Origin of the sequence: Pullulanibacillus sp. KACC 23026 (genome assembly GCF_029094525.1) — a bacterium.
GTDB lineage: Bacteria > Bacillota > Bacilli > Bacillales > Sporolactobacillaceae > KACC-23026.
Genome location: NZ_CP119107.1, coordinates 1,203,754 through 1,220,524 on the forward strand (window position 1 = coordinate 1,203,754; position 16,771 = coordinate 1,220,524).

20 protein-coding genes are annotated in these 16,771 nt (G+C 43.1%); 16 read left to right on the forward strand and 4 right to left on the reverse strand.

Annotated features, from left to right (window positions below; genetic code table 11):
- Window positions 1–12: 12 nt before the first annotated feature.
- The gene (locus PU629_RS05265; protein WP_275284361.1) at window positions 13–498 is read right to left on the reverse strand and encodes a phosphatidylglycerophosphatase A family protein; all 486 of its coding nucleotides are present in this window, start codon (window positions 496–498) and stop codon (window positions 13–15) included.
- A 156-nt stretch (window positions 499–654) separates the two neighbouring features.
- Here PU629_RS05265 and PU629_RS05270 point away from each other — a divergent pair, with 156 nt between their 5' ends.
- Complete coding sequence (locus PU629_RS05270) at window positions 655–1,617, forward strand: protein kinase family protein (RefSeq protein ID WP_275283232.1); 963 nt, start codon at window positions 655–657, stop codon at window positions 1,615–1,617.
- 118 nt (window positions 1,618–1,735) lie between these two features.
- On the opposite strand, the gene PU629_RS05275 is transcribed toward PU629_RS05270, so the two are convergent.
- Window positions 1,736–1,957 carry a NifU family protein gene (locus tag PU629_RS05275; protein ID WP_275283233.1) on the reverse strand — a complete coding sequence of 74 codons (222 nt, stop codon included), beginning with the start codon at window positions 1,955–1,957 and terminating at the stop codon, window positions 1,736–1,738.
- A gap of 388 nt (window positions 1,958–2,345) precedes the next feature.
- Here PU629_RS05275 and PU629_RS05280 point away from each other — a divergent pair, with 388 nt between their 5' ends.
- From PU629_RS05280 to PU629_RS05305, 6 genes are all read left to right on the forward strand, one after another.
- A complete protein-coding gene (locus PU629_RS05280; RefSeq protein ID WP_275283234.1) occupies window positions 2,346–2,660 on the forward strand; it encodes a YuzD family protein in 315 nt (104 codons plus the stop codon).
- Window positions 2,661–2,735: 75 nt separating this feature from the next.
- Window positions 2,736–2,972: a YuzB family protein gene (locus PU629_RS05285; protein ID WP_275283235.1), complete on the forward strand. Its 237-nt coding sequence runs from the start codon at window positions 2,736–2,738 to the stop codon at window positions 2,970–2,972.
- A gap of 182 nt (window positions 2,973–3,154) precedes the next feature.
- On the forward strand, window positions 3,155–3,385 hold the full coding sequence (locus PU629_RS05290; protein WP_275283236.1) for a hypothetical protein: 231 nt from the start codon (window positions 3,155–3,157) through the stop codon (window positions 3,383–3,385).
- 53 nt (window positions 3,386–3,438) lie between these two features.
- Entirely contained in the window at window positions 3,439–4,305 is an 867-nt protein-coding gene (gene dapF / locus PU629_RS05295; protein WP_275283237.1) for a diaminopimelate epimerase, read from the forward strand.
- Between the two features lie 69 nt (window positions 4,306–4,374).
- Window positions 4,375–4,569 carry an aspartyl-phosphate phosphatase Spo0E family protein gene (locus tag PU629_RS05300; protein WP_275283238.1) on the forward strand — a complete coding sequence of 65 codons (195 nt, stop codon included), beginning with the start codon at window positions 4,375–4,377 and terminating at the stop codon, window positions 4,567–4,569.
- Window positions 4,570–4,717: 148 nt separating this feature from the next.
- Complete coding sequence (locus PU629_RS05305; RefSeq protein WP_481900505.1) at window positions 4,718–5,032, forward strand: HesB/IscA family protein; 315 nt, start codon at window positions 4,718–4,720, stop codon at window positions 5,030–5,032.
- A gap of 144 nt (window positions 5,033–5,176) precedes the next feature.
- Here PU629_RS05305 and PU629_RS05310 read toward each other — a convergent pair whose 3' ends face one another.
- Window positions 5,177–5,350 carry a hypothetical protein gene (locus PU629_RS05310; RefSeq protein WP_275283240.1) on the reverse strand — a complete coding sequence of 58 codons (174 nt, stop codon included), beginning with the start codon at window positions 5,348–5,350 and terminating at the stop codon, window positions 5,177–5,179.
- A gap of 301 nt (window positions 5,351–5,651) precedes the next feature.
- Here PU629_RS05310 and PU629_RS05315 point away from each other — a divergent pair, with 301 nt between their 5' ends.
- The 6 genes from PU629_RS05315 to yugI all read left to right on the forward strand — a co-directional run bounded on the left by PU629_RS05315 (window position 5,652) and on the right by yugI (window position 11,444).
- On the forward strand, window positions 5,652–6,878 hold the full coding sequence (locus PU629_RS05315) for an NAD(P)/FAD-dependent oxidoreductase (RefSeq protein ID WP_275283241.1): 1,227 nt from the start codon (window positions 5,652–5,654) through the stop codon (window positions 6,876–6,878).
- A gap of 228 nt (window positions 6,879–7,106) precedes the next feature.
- On the forward strand, window positions 7,107–7,247 hold the full coding sequence (locus PU629_RS05320) for a YuiA family protein (RefSeq protein WP_275283242.1): 141 nt from the start codon (window positions 7,107–7,109) through the stop codon (window positions 7,245–7,247).
- A gap of 173 nt (window positions 7,248–7,420) precedes the next feature.
- Window positions 7,421–7,744, forward strand: coding sequence for a YuiB family protein (locus PU629_RS05325; RefSeq protein WP_275283243.1), 324 nt, complete (start codon window positions 7,421–7,423; stop codon window positions 7,742–7,744).
- 86 nt (window positions 7,745–7,830) lie between these two features.
- The gene (locus PU629_RS05330; protein WP_275283244.1) at window positions 7,831–8,520 is read left to right on the forward strand and encodes a 3D domain-containing protein; all 690 of its coding nucleotides are present in this window, start codon (window positions 7,831–7,833) and stop codon (window positions 8,518–8,520) included.
- A gap of 238 nt (window positions 8,521–8,758) precedes the next feature.
- Window positions 8,759–10,642 (forward strand): asparagine synthase (glutamine-hydrolyzing), encoded by a 1,884-nt coding sequence (gene asnB / locus PU629_RS05335; RefSeq protein WP_275283245.1) that lies wholly within the window; start codon window positions 8,759–8,761, stop codon window positions 10,640–10,642.
- Window positions 10,643–11,042: 400 nt separating this feature from the next.
- Complete coding sequence (yugI, locus tag PU629_RS05340; protein ID WP_275283246.1) at window positions 11,043–11,444, forward strand: S1 domain-containing post-transcriptional regulator GSP13; 402 nt, start codon at window positions 11,043–11,045, stop codon at window positions 11,442–11,444.
- A gap of 90 nt (window positions 11,445–11,534) precedes the next feature.
- On the opposite strand, the gene PU629_RS05345 is transcribed toward yugI, so the two are convergent.
- Window positions 11,535–11,765 carry a DUF378 domain-containing protein gene (locus PU629_RS05345; RefSeq protein WP_275283247.1) on the reverse strand — a complete coding sequence of 77 codons (231 nt, stop codon included), beginning with the start codon at window positions 11,763–11,765 and terminating at the stop codon, window positions 11,535–11,537.
- A 130-nt stretch (window positions 11,766–11,895) separates the two neighbouring features.
- Here PU629_RS05345 and PU629_RS05350 point away from each other — a divergent pair, with 130 nt between their 5' ends.
- The 3 genes from PU629_RS05350 (at window position 11,896) to fumC (ending at window position 15,176) form a co-directional block, all read left to right on the forward strand.
- Window positions 11,896–13,062 (forward strand): iron-containing alcohol dehydrogenase, encoded by a 1,167-nt coding sequence (locus PU629_RS05350; RefSeq protein WP_275283248.1) that lies wholly within the window; start codon window positions 11,896–11,898, stop codon window positions 13,060–13,062.
- A 175-nt stretch (window positions 13,063–13,237) separates the two neighbouring features.
- Window positions 13,238–13,531 carry a YggT family protein gene (locus PU629_RS05355; RefSeq protein WP_275283249.1) on the forward strand — a complete coding sequence of 98 codons (294 nt, stop codon included), beginning with the start codon at window positions 13,238–13,240 and terminating at the stop codon, window positions 13,529–13,531.
- Window positions 13,532–13,787: 256 nt separating this feature from the next.
- Window positions 13,788–15,176, forward strand: a complete 1,389-nt coding sequence (gene fumC, locus PU629_RS05360) for a class II fumarate hydratase (protein WP_275283250.1) — start codon at window positions 13,788–13,790, stop codon at window positions 15,174–15,176.
- The last annotated feature ends 1,595 nt before the right edge of the window (window positions 15,177–16,771 follow it).

Sequence of the window (16,771 nt, forward strand, 5' to 3'; positions counted from 1 at the left end):
GGGCACTCTTTTTTACTTTTTATCACCGGCATGATGGGCAAGTCGACTTGAAGCGGCAGCGGCAATAGCGCCAACTAGATCATCCAAAAATGTGTGGCAGGCACCCGTTGATTTGTCATTAAGCTTCTCGAGTATTCCAGGCTTGAGTTTATCGACATACCCATAATTGGTAAACCCAATTGAACCGTATATATTCACGATTGAAAAGGAGATGATTTCGTCAATGCCGTACAAACTCTCATCCCGTTTGAGCATATCTAAAAGCGGTTCTGAGAGGACGCCTTTTTCTGTAAGACGATCCAATTCAATACCTGTTAAAATCGCATTTTGTACTTCTCTCTTACTTAAGACAGCTTCTACATTCTCTAAGCATAATTCGGGTGTCAAATTTGGATGATAATCTTTTTGAAGAAACATCACGAGTTCAGCAATATCCGAAAGTTTAACGCCGCGTTCAAGGATGGCATTACGCGCGGCTTGTTTAATTTCCTCACTCATTTTTCCAGTCAAAAGAATGGACTCCTTTCATTTTGCATTTCTTCATTTAGTGTCGCCTTCTTATTCACCCCTTATACCGAATTCCATTATCGAATGCCCGGCAAGACGCTTGCATAAAGATGAAGAAGAGGCATTTTATATAGGTGGTGATCTGAGGTGATTGTCCAACATCTTTATGAACAATATGGTCTATCCTGTCATTTTGAGCGGACAACGGATGGAACCTGGCTTAGAAGCGGGGATTTCATTATTTATCCACTGCCCCTCACCGCTTTCCATGACTCATCCATAGAAGCTTTAGCTGCGGTGAGTCATTATCTTGTTGAACAAGGGATGCCGGCAGCCCGTATTCTCAAAACCCAGCAAGATGCGTATACAACCGATTATCAGGGATCATCCTTAGCCGTTTTAGCAGTCCCTATTGAGCGTGAAACGGTTCCATTTAATGGTGAAACACTCGCCCGTTTTCATACAGAGACTCATATGGAGCAAGCGGTTTACAGCCCGGGACGGCCCTACCTTAATTGGTCTGCCATTTGGCAATCACGAGCGGACCAAACTTATTCATGGATGGAGCAAATTAGCAAACAAAAGGAATCCTCTCAATTTGAGGAGATGGCTCTGCAAGCTTACCCCTATTTTTCTGGAAGAGCAGAGAATGCGATTCAATATGTGGTTGATTTAGTTATGGATACGCCGGTGGAAGAGGGAGCAAGCTTCTGTCATTATCGCTTTCCCCAAGGACGCATTTCTAAAAAAGAGGAATCTTTAATCTGGCCGACAGAGTGGGTCATTGATCATCCAGGCCGTGATGTTGGCGAATGGATCAGGACGGCCTGCCAAATTGGAGAGCCCTATGAAGCAATACAAGAGTTTATAAACGAGTATCAAAAGGTAAGACCGATTACAACAGTTGGGGCCAGTCTTGCCTATGCCCGAATTCTGTTTCCGCTTTCTTTTTATGAGACAGTAGAGGGATACTACTCAGGCAGTTACAATCAAGGCGAAGCACTAAGACGATTAGAAGACGTCCAACTCAAAAGCCAAACCGAAGAAAACCTCCTAAAAGCCTTGCCATCACTAGGACTCAATCCCATAGCCAAAGTCGACTGGCTTTGAAACGCAGGGACGGTTCTCGCGTTTCATCAATGAAGCAAAGTGAAACGCGAGAACCGTCCCCCATAAAAAAACCGCCCACTAAGTGGACGGTTTTACTTTGTATTCAGAAGTTTTTTTATTAAAAAACTTGCTCAAGTTCTTTAAATCCAGGTACTTCTTCAAAAAGTGCGCGCTCAATTCCTGCTTTTAATGTAATGGTTGAGCTTGGGCAGCTGCCACATGCACCCATTAAACGAACACGAACAACTCCATCATCCACATTAACGAGTTCAACATCTCCGCCATCACGAAGTAAGAATGGACGTAATTTACCTAATACTTCTTCTACTTGTTCACGCATGAAGATGACTCCTTTCATCTTTCCATCCTCACATAGAGGATGATCATAGCTACATTATACTCTCTTTGTTTTTAAAAATCTATTGTCAAATCTTGAGCGTTTGTCTTATGTCTGTAAAAAATAAAACTTACGAGAGAAGCCCCTCAACTTTTTAACAACGGCTCTTCCGCCGAGAACTTAAAACTTGTCAGGAATGAACTAGAATGGGTCTAGGAAAAGAAATATAGGGCCCAGGTGGCATGAAACTTAAGTCAGGCGGCAAGAGGCAAGTCTTTCGTATAGAATTTGGGGGAACGAGACGTCCATCGAAGCAGTAAAATATGGTATGATGTTGACAAAATGATACGAAGTTAGCCAACTTTCAGTAGATAAAAAGGGGCGTATTTATATGAAATTAACGGTCTATGGTGCAGATACTCCTTGTCCAAGCTGTTTGCATTCTCCTTCTTCAAAAGAGACAAAGGAATGGTTGGAGGCAGCGTTGAAACGGAAATTCCCAGATAGTGCTATTACCCTTCGTTATGTGGATCTCGATGAGCCGGAAACCGATGAGGATGTTCGATTTACCAATAAGATAAAAAACGATGAGTATTTTTATCCGCTAGTGGTTTCAGAAGGACAGGTACTTGGAGAGGGAGATCCCCGTCTTAAAACGATTGTTCAATACTTAGAAGAAAAGGGTTTACAAAGCTGCCAACTTTAGTAAGAAAGCGGCGTTAAAAAAGTTGACGAGGGCTTCATAAGGTTGTACCATGTTAGGGGTAAAGAGGTGAGCCCTATGAATCCTATAATCGAGTTTTGTATGAGCAATCTCGCCAGCGGCTCGCAGGAAGCATTAGAGCGTTTAGAGGAAGATCCAAATGTAGATGTGGTGGAATACACTTGTCTGGATTATTGCGACCTTTGCTATGAAGGCCCCTACGCGCTTGTCAATGGTGAGTTTGTTTCCGGTAAAACAGCGGATGAACTCGTGGAAAATATTTACCAATTTCTTAAAGACAATCCGATGTTTTAAACATAAATGTTAAACACCGCTTTTTTGGCGGTGTTTATTTCATACATTAAGTAATAAAGCAAGGCAGGAAACAGAGGGAAACAGAGGGAAACAGAGGGAAACAGAGGGAAACAGAGGGACGGTTCTCCTGTTTCATAGAATGAAACGGGAGAACCGTCCCTGCGTTTCAGAGGAGGAAAGATATGGATTTTTCTTGTTCGTGGCCTTATGATTGGATGCAAGGTGATTTGTTTTTTCAGGATTGTCCTTTCTGTGATGAGAGCTCGGTTTTAGTTGTTACAGAAGCGGAAAAGATGAAGCTTGCGCGTGAAGGCTTTAAGACGCATGTAGTGATGCCGTGCTGTCATGAAAAGCTGACGATTCTTCAAATAGATGATGATTATGTTTGGGCTGACCGCCCTTTAAGAAAATAAAAACGAGCAACTAAACAGGTGTTTTTAAAGCCAAAGAAGGGGGTATATATAGAATGGGACAACCTGTCACATTTACTAAAATGCACGGCCTTGGAAATTGCTATATCTATTTAGATGGTTTTAAAGAGACGTTTGATGAATCCCTTTTTCCAAACTGGGCGGTGCAAATGTCTAATCCGCACACCGGAATTGGCTCTGATGGATTAATTGCGATCCTTCCGTCTGTTCAAGGCGCAGCAAAAATGAGGATTTTTAATAAGGACGGCTCCGAGGGGAAAAATTGTGGGAATGGTCTTCGCTGTGTCGCACGCTATCTGTTTGAAAAAGGGTATGTCGAGCAAGCACAGTTTCCTATTGAAACGGCATCCGGTATGGTCATGGCGGTGATCCATGAGAAACACGGTGAAGTGGTTTCGGTAACGGTGAATATGGGGCAGCCCATCTTAGAACCTGAGCAAATTCCGATGGTAACTTCCGTTAAAACCCCGGTGATTAACCAGTCCTTTCCTATTTTAGGTGACGCCTATTCTTTAACCGCCGTTTCCATGGGGAATCCTCATGCTATTCTTTTGGTTGATGATATCACACATGCGCCCATTCATAAGCTAGGGCCAGAGCTCGCTGACGGCCATGAACTTTTTCCTGAAGGTGTGAATGTCGGATTTGTCGAGTGGCAGGGGCCAAACGAAGCAAGATATCGGGTTTGGGAAAGAGGCTCTGCTATTACTCAGGCCTGCGGAACAGGCGCCTGTGCGGCAGCCGTGGCCCTTATTTTAAATCAAAAGGCAAAAAAAGATGAATCGATCCTCCTTCATTTAGATGGCGGTGACTTAAACGTCAAATGGGAATCGGAAACCGGAAATGTTTTGATGACTGGGCCCGCGACAACAATCTGTGACGGCATCTTTTATACGTACTAATGATGAAGGATTCGTTCAATGTTAGTCGTAGCTTGAGACACCAATACTTAATGAAACGAGGGATATCCTATGAGCAATGACCGTCAAGTCTTGCTAAATCAAATCGAGGAACTCCGTCAGCAAATGGTGGAGTCGGCAGAACGATTAGGGTTTGGTCACCCTCAAGTCTTGCGTTACAGTCAAAAATTGGATGAAGTTTGCACACAGACGATGAAACCGCAGTTCCAGAAAAAATATCAGATCGACTTAAACGCTTCTATTTGAGAACCCATTGGTCACGCGTTATAATATAATTAAACCATTTAATAAACCGACTCATTATTCGCTAATCAGGATCGTCACTGAAATGCTTTGAAAGGAAGTGTGCGAATTGATTACCATTACAGAAGCGGCAAACAGCCGTATAAAAGAAATGATGGCCTCATCTGAAACACCTGCAAACTATCTTCGCGTTGGCGTTAAAGGCGGTGGCTGCACGGGCTTGACCTATGGGATGGGCTTTGATGAAGTGATGAATGAAGAGGATCAAAGCTTTGAAACAAACGGTCTTAAAGTATTAGTCGACAAAGAAAGTGCTCCCCTTCTAAACGGTGTGGTGATTGACTTTAAACAAAACCTCATGGGCGGCGGCTTTACGATCGATAACCCGAATGCCATTGCCACATGCGGGTGCGGTCAATCCTTTAAAACCGCAACCAATGCAGGGACGCCGTCGAAAGATTGCTAAAAAAGCTTTGAATACAGTAGATTCCATTGATTAAGATGACAGACCTTCTCGGGCTAGTTCCTGTTAAAAAACACGGCTAGCCTTTAGGAGGTTTTTTTGTTGTTTGAAAAAAACCCCTCTTAAAGCTTGATCCTTAAGATCGATTTACACCCTCATACTAATAAAAATCCAAATGCTCACAATTAGAACAAACATAAAAATGATCCAAAATACCCAACTGGTAAAAATAAGTGCAAAAAAGAAGACAATAAAATAAATGGCGGTAGCAATGAGGTAGACGGCAAGTAAGGCGGCTAGAACGGCAAAGAAAATAGGCATGAATGATCACTCCTCTTTTAACCGTTTCTAACAGTTTATGTGGGTTTTGCAAAATCAGTTAATAAAAGCGGTTTTAATCTGAAATCCTAAGAAATAGCTTGTTGATAAAAAAAGCAACTAAAAACACTTGTGATTATCCATTTCGAATTTTCTTAAACTTACAACTCCTTTAAAAAGGGTTGAAAAAGAGGCTATAAAACAATATGATTGGAAAGGGAAAACGTGCGAAATGTTTCGTGAAACTATTCACAATGTGCTTTTATTAAGCCTGTTATAGACAGAAGAGGAGGAAGTGATTTAGTTGAATAAGCCAAGAATACTCATCCTAGGAGCGGGGTATGGTGGTATGATGACCACAACCCAGTTAGTGAAACGGCTACATCCTAATGATGCAGAGATCATCCTCGTCAATAAAAATAATTACCACTATCAATCAACCTGGCTGCATGAGCCGGCGGCCGGCACTTTACCTCCTGAGCGAACCCGAATGTTAATCGAAGACGTTATTAATACCAATCGTGTTCAATTTATTCAAGATTCAGTAACTTTAATAAAAAAAGATGAGAAAAAAGTTGTTTTGGAATCTTATGGTGAAATTGACTATGATTACTTAGTGATTGGGCTTGGGTTTGAATCGGAAACGTTTGGTATCCCTGGATTGAGAGAGCATGCTTCTACCATTGAAGATGTTAACACGGTCAGGGAGATTAAGGAGAGAATTGAGTATCAATTTGCTTGTTATTTGAACAACCCTGAGAGAAAAGCAGCTGATTTAACGATTGTCGTTGGCGGCGGCGGCTTTACCGGAGTCGAGTTCTTGGGTGAACTGTCTCATCGTATACCAGAGCTTTGCCGGGATTACGATATTGATCCAAGTCAGGTGAAGTTAATCAATGTTGAAGGCAGTAAACGCATTCTCCCGGGATTTGATGAGGAACTTGCACAGTACGCAATTAATCGCCTGCAAAAGCGTGGGGTTGAATTTATTTTTAACACACACATTGTTGAATGCCAGCCGGGACGTGTTTTTATCCAAGAAAAGGGCAGTGACCTTCGTCGAGAAATCGAAGCGGGCATTGTGATCTGGACAGGCGGTATTCGCGGGAATAGTGTTGTTGAAAAATCAGGATTTGACGTTCAACGGGGACGCTTGAAGGTTGATCAGGATCTTCGTGCCCCAGGTTATGACACGATCTTTGTCATTGGCGATTGCGCCTTGTTTTACGGAGAAGGAGAGGAACGTCCGTATCCTCCTACAGCACAAATTGCGATACAGCAATCCTTTAATATTGCAACGAATATTAAGCATCTTTTAAATGGTGAACCTACGAAGCCTTTTGTTTATAAATCAAAGGGAACGGTTGCTTCACTTGGGCATGGAGATGCAATTGGTGTTGTGTTTGATGGGACTAAGCTCAAAGGGACTTCAGCATCAGCGATGAAAAAAATCATTGATGATCGTTATTTATTCCTTTTAGGCGGCGTCGGTCTTGTTCTTAAAAAGGGAAAATTGAATTTGTTTAAATAATTTTTTGAGGCTGTCCGAACTTTTATGGGCTGCCTCTTTTATTTGGAATGCCTTAAAATTAGGTGGTACCCTTATAATTGTCTGAATTTAACTTATAATCTAGATAAACGGAGTAAAACTGATTTGTTTCCGCTTACATCAGGTGTATTCGGTAATTTCGGGACTTCCAATTTGATAGAAAAATTGTTATTATTATCTGAAAAGTTAGAGAAGGAGTGTCGACACCTTATGAAGAAAGCGGATTCATTGAAACCTAATCAGTGTCCTTATTGTGAAGGGCAAGGATACTTCCAATTATTGCTTGGCGGTTCCGAAACATGTGGAAATTGCGGGGGATCGGGTAAAAGCAAAAATAAAAGAGCCCTATGAAATTTTGGTAAATAATGGGGTGTATTCCTTAACCTAATATGTTAAATTAATTCTATGGATAAATAATATTCTGTTAATAGAAGAGGAACTAACGATGCACTAGGCCTGCCTACAAGAAGAAATTCTAAAAGAAGTCTTTTCAGGAGAACCGGTCTATGGGGAGGTGTAAGGGCGTGCATATATCGTTGCCCCAATTTATTCTTTCGATGCTTTTGTTTGCGGTTTTGTTTTTTGGGATTGGTTTTATTCTTAATATGTTGTTAAAGACGACGTGGTTGGTTTCGGTTCTTTATCCGTTCATTATTTTAATTGTGATTGATCATGTGTCAACATGGAGTTATTTTTCGGCTCCTCGCCACACTTTTTCTCAAGTGGGGGCTAGATTGAGTCATTTAGCTCCTTCTGATTGGACGGTTTTAGGGATGGGATTTCTTGGTGCTTTGCTTTCAGGTATTACAATGAAATTGCTGAGATCCCGAGGGTATTCCATGTTTTGAACCCATAGCCATTCCTCGCATTTCGAATGATTTTGTATAGTTTCTTTTTTCTCTGGGCAGACTGTTTCCAGAGGAGAGTGACGATTTTGGAAACCGCAAGATCAGTTGTAAGAAATGTGATGATGGCTTTCTTACTTATAACCGCCATCTTTTCAACATTCTATGCAATTACTGGACTATTGCCTTCCGATATTGCCCCTTCGGTGGGAGAAGATAAGGCGGCAATCAATGGATTTGATCATATACTGTCGTTTCTATCTAGCGGGCAGTCAAGCCCTTCCGCAAAGGCGTTAACTTATAAAGTAAAGAGTGACCAGTCGAAGTCCGTTAAAACGAAATTATCTTCTGCGGATGATCCTATTGATTTAAGTCAATATCCATCTCATGATGTCATTGCGACCGGTTATACAGCAGGAACCGAGTCAACCGGCAAACAACCGGGTGACCCGTCTTACGGAATCACGTATAGCGGTGTCAAAGTAAGACGCGCTTTTTTTTCAACAATCGCTGCTGACACACATATTTTTCCTATAGGAACGATATTGTTTATACCGGGTTATGGATATGGTGTTGTGGCCGATACGGGGTCCGCTATTCATGGCTATAAGCTGGATCTCTATTATAATTCCGTTAAAGACGTTTACAAGGAATGGGGAAAACGCAAGGTCAGTGTCTATATTATAAAAAAAGGTGAAGGACATCTAACCGAGCAAACGCTCAACTCACTTAATAATAATGACACTGTTGAAGTGTATCAAAACTTAATTAATAGTTAAGCATTTGGAGGTTCGTTCCAAAGAAAGGACAGACACCTCATTCTTACCCAGAAAAGGAATGGATCTGGCGAATGAGTGTGTGTGTTGCCGTTCTAAGGGATGACCTCTTTTTATTCGTTTGATTAGGAAATAAGACCCATTAAAATCGAATAGAAAAAGTTTCGTTACTGACCTTTAAAATGGTAAACTATAAGTGATGGATGCATTTGTTTTTTAAAGAAAGAAGGGAGCACTCTCCGTGTGTGGATTTGTTGGTTTTTTATCTAATAAGGCACTAGAACCACAAAAGCATGATCAAAACCAAATGATTGAGCGAACTGAAATAATTACTCATAGAGGTCCTGATGACCAAGGCTTTTATACAGATGATACCGTACAATTAGGGTTTCGTCGTTTAAGCATTATTGACCTAGAGGGGGGCCATCAGCCGCTTTCTTATTCGGATGGGCGTTATACCATTATATTTAATGGCGAAATTTATAATTACTTGGAAATTAAAAAGCAATTGGAAGCAGAAGGGATGGCGTTTCAGACCACTTCTGATACCGAAGTTATTCTGGCTTTATATGCGAAGAAAGGCGAAGAAGCCGTTAAAGAACTTCGCGGTATGTTTGGCTTTGTTATTTGGGATAAAGAAGACCGCAAATTGTTTGCAGCACGTGACCCATTTGGAATTAAGCCTTTTTACTTTATGGAAACAGAAGATGGGATTTTCTTTGCCTCTGAGAAAAAGAGCCTGCTTATTGGTAAAGATAAGGATGAGATTTCTGCTCAAGCTCTTCAGCACTATCTCACTTTTCAATTTGTTCCAGAACCCGCTTCAATGAGCCAAGGGATTAAGAGACTTGAACCGGGTCATTTCATCTCGAAGAAACCAGGGGAAGCCCTACATATTGCTTCTTATTGGAAACCGGAGTTTCGTCCTCGTCCACAATCACTCGATGAGGCGACTTCGAAAATACGCGAAGTATTAACGGATTCCGTAAAAATGCATATGCGAAGCGATGTACCAGTGGGTGCCTTTTTATCAAGTGGTATTGATTCGACAAGTATTGTCGCCCTTGCCAAGGAGTTTCACCCGTCCATTTTAACGTTTACAGTGGGATTTGAACGTGAAGGGTACAGCGAGATTGATATTGCCAAGGATTCGGCTGAAAAGCTAGGGGTTGCCAATATCCACACGGTGATCACCCCTGAAGCGTTTGTGAAAGAACTGCCAAAAATTATTTGGCACATGGACGATCCAGTAGCGGATCCTGCTGCTATTCCGCTTTATTTTGTGGCACAAGAAGCTGCCAAACATGTTAAAGTTGTTCTCTCCGGTGAAGGAGCGGATGAACTATTTGGCGGATATAATATTTACCGGGAACCCCTTGCTTTGAATTGGTTCCAGCATCTTCCAAAAGCGGCCCGAGGTCTTATTAGAGCAACCGCTAGCCGTTTGCCTGACACGATGAAAGGGAAAAGCTATTTGATTCGTGGTACGACACCGATGAAGGAACGCTATATTGGGAATGCGTTTATGTTTGATGAGGGTGAAAAGCGTTTTGTCTTAAAGGACTTCAACGAAAATACGCATTTTACACAAGTCACAGAAGCCCTATATAGAAACAGTTCAACTTATCAAGATGTGGAAAAAATGCAATATGTCGACCTTCATACATGGTTAAGAGGCGATATTCTAGTAAAAGCCGATCGGATGACAATGGCGCACTCTTTAGAATTACGGGTTCCGTTTCTTGATAAAGAGGTTTTCGAGGTGGCCGCGTCTATCCCAGCGGAACTAAAGACCGCTAATAAAACGACCAAATATGCGCTTCGTGAAGCGATGCGCGGGATTGTCCCTGAATCTATTTTATATAGGAAAAAATTAGGGTTCCCTGTTCCTATTCGTGTCTGGTTGAAAAATGAACTGTACGAGTGGGCTCGAACGATCATTCGAGAAAGTGCAACGGATGACCTGATCAACAAGTCTTATGTTTATAAACTGCTCGACGATCATCTCCATGATAAGCAGGATAACAGTCGTAAAATCTGGACCATTCTTGTGTTTATGATTTGGCATAAGATCTATGTTGAGGATCAGATAAGCTTTCAAAAAGAACCGCAACTTCAATCCTAATTAGACAAATTACAGAAAGGCTGCTCCTTTTTATGTCATTGCGACAGGTTTGGGGCAGCCTTTTTCGTGGATGTTTATTGGTGGGACAGCCCTCTACTGAAAGAATAACGGCTCGAAGGGGTCTGTCCCAACTTAAGGGGAGATTCCTTTCAATTTGTCAAGATCTCTCGGTTTTATTTCTAAAGAAATTTGTGTTATAATGTTATAAGTGTCATTTCAGGTGAGTTCGGATTTTATTGCCTTTTATTTCATGACGAACTTCTGGATGTGTTCGAAAGTTCAGAAGAGTGATGGACTTAAGGCGATTTAAGGAAGATAGTGTTGGAAAATGAAGGCTACCGCCTTACAAAACTTGAACTGCCAAGTTTTTCTAATCAAATAATATATAGGAGTTGTTTTTATGACAGAAGCGTTCAAAGTCGGTGACATAGTAGAAGGAAAGGTTACAGGTATCAAGCCTTTTGGTGCTTTTGTAGCATTGAATGAAGACACTCAAGGTCTTGTTCATATATCAGAGGTCTCCCATTCCTTTGTAAAAGACATTAATGATCTCCTTAGCGTTGGAGATTCGGTAAAAGTGAAAGTATTAAAAATAGATGAAGAGTCTGGAAGAATTTCCTTATCTATTCGTCAAACGGAACCAGCCCCTGAGCGTCGCCCGGCACCAAAGCATACGGCTCCAAGCCATGCCAAACCACAAAGTGACAAACCTGGTTTCAATACACTTGAGCAAAAGCTTAAGGATTGGTTAAAGGAATCGAATGAAAAACAAGCACAGTTAAACAAACGCTTAAAGAAATAATAAAAAAAGAGCCAAATGGCTCTTTTTTTATTGGCTCTGCTACTGACTTTTTAACAGTCTTCAGCTTGGCCTGTTTATTTTTACCCTTATTTAATACCTAGAGGTTTCTGCCTCGCGCTCTACTTCGGCAGATGGTTTAAATAACAAAGTGAGGCAGTAAAGGGCTGATAGTCCGACAATTCCGTACAGAATACGAGCTAAGGCAGATGATTGGCCACCAAATATGGCAGCGACTAAATCAAATTGGAAAAAACCAATTAATCCCCAATTGATGCCCCCTATGATAATAAGGGCGAGAGCTGCTCTTTGTAAGCCACCCATTGGTCACCCCTCCTTTTTTGGTTGCTCATAAATAGATTGGCTTTCAATGAGTTAAACTATGCATGAGCGAGTTGCTTTACAAGTGACATTCCGATTACGCATAATTTAAAGCAAAGGAGGTCGTTTTTTTATGGAGAATTTTACATATCATAATCCAACCAAGCTCATTTTTGGCAAAGGCCAAATAGCCGCATTAAAAGAGGAAGTCCCTAAGTATGGGAAGAAGGTGCTTCTTGTTTACGGTGGCGGCAGTATCAAACGAAGCGGCCTATATGATAAAGTGATGGAAGAGCTTAAGGCGATTTCAGCGGAGGTCGTTGAGTTGTCAGGGGTAGAACCTAACCCAAGACTCACAACGGCTCGTAAAGGCATTGATCTTTGCAAAACTGAAGGAGTCGAGTTTATTCTTGCGGTTGGCGGAGGTAGCGTTATTGACTGCGCCAAGACCATCGCGGGAGGCGCCACCTATGATGGCGATGTTTGGGATCTCATCATGCGCCGAGATGTCGTGAAAAGTGCACTTCCGCTTGGCACGGTTCTTACACTTGCAGCCACAGGTTCCGAAATGAATTCTGGGGCCGTTATTACGAATTGGGAGACACAAGAGAAATACGGATGGGGATCTCCTCATTTCTTCCCTAAATTCTCTATTCTTGATCCGGAAAATACTTATACGGTTCCTCGGGATCAAACGATTTATGGGATTGTTGATATGATGAGTCACGTTCTTGAACAGTATTATTTCAAACAGAAAAATGCACCTTTACAAGATGAATTATGTGAAGGGGTTTTAAGAACCGTCATGGAAACTGCTCCAAAACTCGTTAATGATCTTCAGAATTACGAGTACCGGGAAACCATTCTTTATGCAGGGACCATTGCCTTAAACGGAATGCTCCAAATGGGGACACGCGGCGATTGGGGGACTCATAACCTAGAGCATGCCGTTTCAGCGGTTTATGATATCCCGCACGGAGGCGGCCTTGCAATCATCTTCCCGAATTGGCTCAAGTTTACCCTCGATGAAGGTCTTGAGAAAACGAAGCGACTTGCCATCAAAGTATTTGGCGTGGATCCAGCGGGTAAATCCGACCGGGATATCGCTTTAGAAGGTATTCAGCGCCTTCGTGATTTCTGGACCGAAATTGGCGCACCATCCCGACTGAAGGACTACAATATCACAGACGAGAAATTAGGTGTGATAGCGGACCGCGCGATGAAGCGTGGCGCATTCGGCAATTTTTATCAATTTACAAGCGAAGAAGAAGTCACCGAACTCTACAAAATGTGCTTATAAACAACAAAAAAAGCAAGCAACCGGCCACTGGTCGGTTGCTTTTTTGAAACGCGGGTGAAACGCGGGGACGGTTCTCCTGTTTCAAAAGAACATCTTTCTAAAGTTTCATCCTGGTTAAAACGGGTAAACCTATAAATGAAGAAACGTTTTCTAACGAAGGAATTGAGGGGATTTAATGAAACGGGGAGCCCATATTTTAATTAAATTAATAAATGGGATCGTGTCCATCATTCAACTATTAATTGGATTAGGTCTTGTCTTGAAGTTTTTTGGTGCGAGGCCTGTTCCATTTGTTCGATTTATGTATGCACTTGAAGCGCCTTTGTTAGCGCCTTTTAATGGGATCTTTCTGCCAATCAACTTCTCCCCGCAATATGTTCTTGATATGTCCGCCCTCTTTGCCTTAATTGTGTACAGTGTAATCGGCTATACCCTTATCAAGCTGATAGAAATAGCTATATTTAAATAAAATTCGTTTAGGCGAGTATCATGATTTTGTGAAAAAATCAGTATCATTCCTATTTTTCTTCAATTCCTGTTATAATTAAATTGGTTTTTTGTAAAAAAATCTTGAATGCGAATAGGAAAAAAGAATAAGGAAAACGTTAGCTTTTGCCGATCAAGGACTTGGCGGCGTCCTCTGGCTGTGATTTTTTTAAAAGTCACATCAGGTGTCCTTTCGTGAAAGCTAGTTTTTCTAAGGATGGGTTAAGGAGGACTTGGATATGGAGTATAGAATTGAAAAAGATACGATCGGTGAGATTAAGGTACCTGCGGACAAGTTATGGGCTGCTCAAACTCAAAGAAGTAAAGAGAATTTTAAAATTGGCTGGGAACGGATGCCGCTTGAAATCGTTCGTGCATTTGCGATGCTCAAAAAGGGGGCGGCCCTTGCTAACCAAAAATTAGGGAAATTGGATGGCGAAAAGGCAGAGGCGATCGCACAGGCTGCTGATGAAATCCTCTCTGGAAAATGGGATGAGCATTTTCCATTAGTGGTTTGGCAAACTGGAAGCGGAACCCAATCCAATATGAATGTAAATGAAGTCATTGCCAATCGTGCTAATCAATTGTTGGCAGAAAAAGGCTCTGATGCCAAGGTTCACCCTAATGATGACGTCAATAAATCGCAAAGCTCTAATGACACGTATCCAACTGCCTTACATATTGCTGCCACTCTTGCTGTTGAAAATGATGTCATTCCAGCGATCGATAAATTAAAAGAAACCCTTGATCAAAAGGTCGAAGCCTTTAAGGATATGATTAAAATTGGCCGGACGCATTTACAAGACGCGACCCCGCTCACCCTTGGACAAGAAATTAGCGGCTGGGCTGCTATGCTTGAGAAATGTAAGAAAATGCTTCAAGACACCGTCGTTAATATTAAAGAATTAGCGATTGGTGGAACGGCTGTAGGAACGGGCTTAAATGCTCATCCTGAATTTGGTCGCATGACAGCTGAAGAAATTGCCGCCATGACAGGAAAGGAATTTGTCACGTCTGACAACAAATTTCATGCTTTAACTAGCCATGATCAAATTGCTGTCGTTCATGGTGTGCTTCGTGCCCTTGCTGCGGATATGATGAAAATTGCTAATGATGTTCGTTGGTTAGCAAGCGGTCCTCGTTCTGGTTTAGGTGAAATTCGTATCCCAGAAAATGAGCCAGGCAGTTCCATTATGCCAGGTAAGGTCAATCCGACTCAATCTGAAGCTGTCACAATGGTTGCCGTTCAAGTTATGGGAAATGATGCCGCCATCGGTTTTGCCGCGAGTCAAGGAAACTTTGAATTAAACGTCTTTAAGCCGGTTATCGGCTATAATTTCTTGCAATCCGCCCGCCTATTGGCCGATTCAATCGTTTCCTTTAATGATCACTGTGCCGTTGGGATTGAACCAAATGTCGAGGTCATTCAAGCTCATATGAAAAATTCCTTAATGCTCGTAACAGCACTCAACCCGCATATTGGCTATGAGAATGCAGCTAAAATTGCCAAAACCGCACATAAGGAAGGCACGACATTAAAAGAAGCGGCTTTGAAGACAGGACTTCTCACTGAAGAACAATTTGACCAATGGGTGCGCCCAGAAGAGATGATTGGGCCAAAAGCGTAAGCCCTTTTTTCATCCATTAGACATCGAGATTTCCCAATAATAGGGAAGTCTCGGTGTTTTTTTGGTTTGGGAAAAGGCTCCAACACACACGTTAGGCTCCGCGCATGCTCCGATATTGTGTGATGGAGGCACCAATGCACACGTTTGGCTCCGCACATGCTCCGATATTGTGTGATGGAGGCACCAACGCACACGTTTGGCTCCGCGCATGCCCCGAATTTGTGTGATGGAGGCACCAACGCACACGTTTGGCTCGGCACAAGCCCCGATTTTGTGTGATGGAGTCACTAACGCACACGTTAGGCTCCGCAGATGCTCCGAATTGGTGTGATGGAGGCTCCAACGCACACGTTAGGCTCCGCACAAGCCCCGGTTTTGTGTGATGGAGGCACCAACGCACACGTTAGGCTCCGCGCAAGCTCCGATTTTGTGTGATGGAGGCTCCAACACACACGTTAGGCTCCGCGCATGCCCCGATTTTGTGTGATGGAGTCACCAACGCACACGTTAGGCTCCGCGCATGCCCCGAATTTGTGTGATGGAGGCCCCAACGCACACGTTTGGCTCCGCGCAAGCTCCGAATTTGTGTGATGGAGGCCCCAACGCACACGTTAGGCTCCGCAGATGCCCCGAATTTGTGTGATGGAGTCACCAACGCACACGTTAGGCTCCGCGCAAGCTCCGGTTTTGTGTGATGGAGTCACCAACGCACACGTTTGGCTTCGCACAAGCCCCGATTTTGTGTGATGGAGGCTCCAACACACACGTTTGGCTCCGCGCATGCTCCGATTTTGTGTGATGGGGCCTCCAACGCACACGTTTGGCTCCGCGCAAGCTCCGATTTTGTGTGATGGAGGCTCCAACACACACGTTAGGCTCCGCGCATGCCCCGAATTTGTGTGATGGAGTCACCAACGCACACGTTTGGCTCCGCGCATGCCCCGAATTTGTGTGATGGAGGCCCCAACGCACACGTTAGGCTCCGCGCAAGCTCCGAATTTGTGTGATGGAGGCCCCAACGCACACGTTAGGCTCCGCGCAAGCTCCGATTTTGTGTGATGGAGGCTCCAACGCACACTATTGGCTCGGCACAAGCCCCGAATTTGTGTGATGGCGGCTCCAACGCACACGTTTGGCTCCGCACATGCTCCGAATTTGTGTGATGGAGGCACCAACGCACACGTTTGGCTCCGCGCATGCTCCGATTTTGTGTGATGGAGGCCCCAACGCACATGTTTGGCTCCGCGCAAGCTCCGATTTTGTGTGGTGGAGGCACCAACGCACACGTTAGGCTTCGCACAAGCCCCGAATTTGTGTGATGGAGGCACCAACGCACACGTTAGGCTCGGCACAAGCCCCGAATTGGTGTGATGGAGGCCCCAACGCACACGTTTGGCTCCGCAGATGCCCCGATTTTGTGTGATGGAGGCTCCAATGTACACTATTGGCTCCGCAGATGCTCCGATTTTGTGTGATGGCTAAATGAGTCGTTGTGGCAGACTAAAGAAATAAGGTATAATTAGTTTTGTTTTGGGAATTGGTGAAGCTTGCGGGTTTGACAATCCAAAAAAAATTTCCTTTTATCGTGAATAAAG

Bases quoted from the DNA above. Each gene is read 5' to 3' on its own strand.
- yugI (WP_275283246.1), top strand. From the start codon at position 11,043: ATGACAGAAGCGTTCAAAGTCGGTGACATAGTAGAAGGAAAGGTTACA.
- PU629_RS05275 (WP_275283233.1), bottom strand. From the start codon at position 1,957: ATGCGTGAACAAGTAGAAGAAGTATTAGGTAAATTACGTCCATTCTTA.
- PU629_RS05265 (WP_275284361.1), bottom strand. From the start codon at position 498: ATGAGTGAGGAAATTAAACAAGCCGCGCGTAATGCCATCCTTGAACGC.
- PU629_RS05300 (WP_275283238.1), top strand. From the start codon at position 4,375: ATGAGCAATGACCGTCAAGTCTTGCTAAATCAAATCGAGGAACTCCGT.
- PU629_RS05350 (WP_275283248.1), top strand. From the start codon at position 11,896: ATGGAGAATTTTACATATCATAATCCAACCAAGCTCATTTTTGGCAAA.
- PU629_RS05345 (WP_275283247.1), bottom strand. From the start codon at position 11,765: ATGGGTGGCTTACAAAGAGCAGCTCTCGCCCTTATTATCATAGGGGGC.
- PU629_RS05320 (WP_275283242.1), top strand. From the start codon at position 7,107: ATGAAGAAAGCGGATTCATTGAAACCTAATCAGTGTCCTTATTGTGAA.
- fumC (WP_275283250.1), top strand. From the start codon at position 13,788: ATGGAGTATAGAATTGAAAAAGATACGATCGGTGAGATTAAGGTACCT.
- dapF (WP_275283237.1), top strand. From the start codon at position 3,439: ATGGGACAACCTGTCACATTTACTAAAATGCACGGCCTTGGAAATTGC.
- PU629_RS05280 (WP_275283234.1), top strand. From the start codon at position 2,346: ATGAAATTAACGGTCTATGGTGCAGATACTCCTTGTCCAAGCTGTTTG.
- PU629_RS05290 (WP_275283236.1), top strand. From the start codon at position 3,155: ATGGATTTTTCTTGTTCGTGGCCTTATGATTGGATGCAAGGTGATTTG.
- PU629_RS05305 (WP_481900505.1), top strand. From the start codon at position 4,718: ATGATGGCCTCATCTGAAACACCTGCAAACTATCTTCGCGTTGGCGTT.
- PU629_RS05310 (WP_275283240.1), bottom strand. From the start codon at position 5,350: ATGCCTATTTTCTTTGCCGTTCTAGCCGCCTTACTTGCCGTCTACCTC.
- PU629_RS05355 (WP_275283249.1), top strand. From the start codon at position 13,238: ATGAAACGGGGAGCCCATATTTTAATTAAATTAATAAATGGGATCGTG.
- PU629_RS05285 (WP_275283235.1), top strand. From the start codon at position 2,736: ATGAATCCTATAATCGAGTTTTGTATGAGCAATCTCGCCAGCGGCTCG.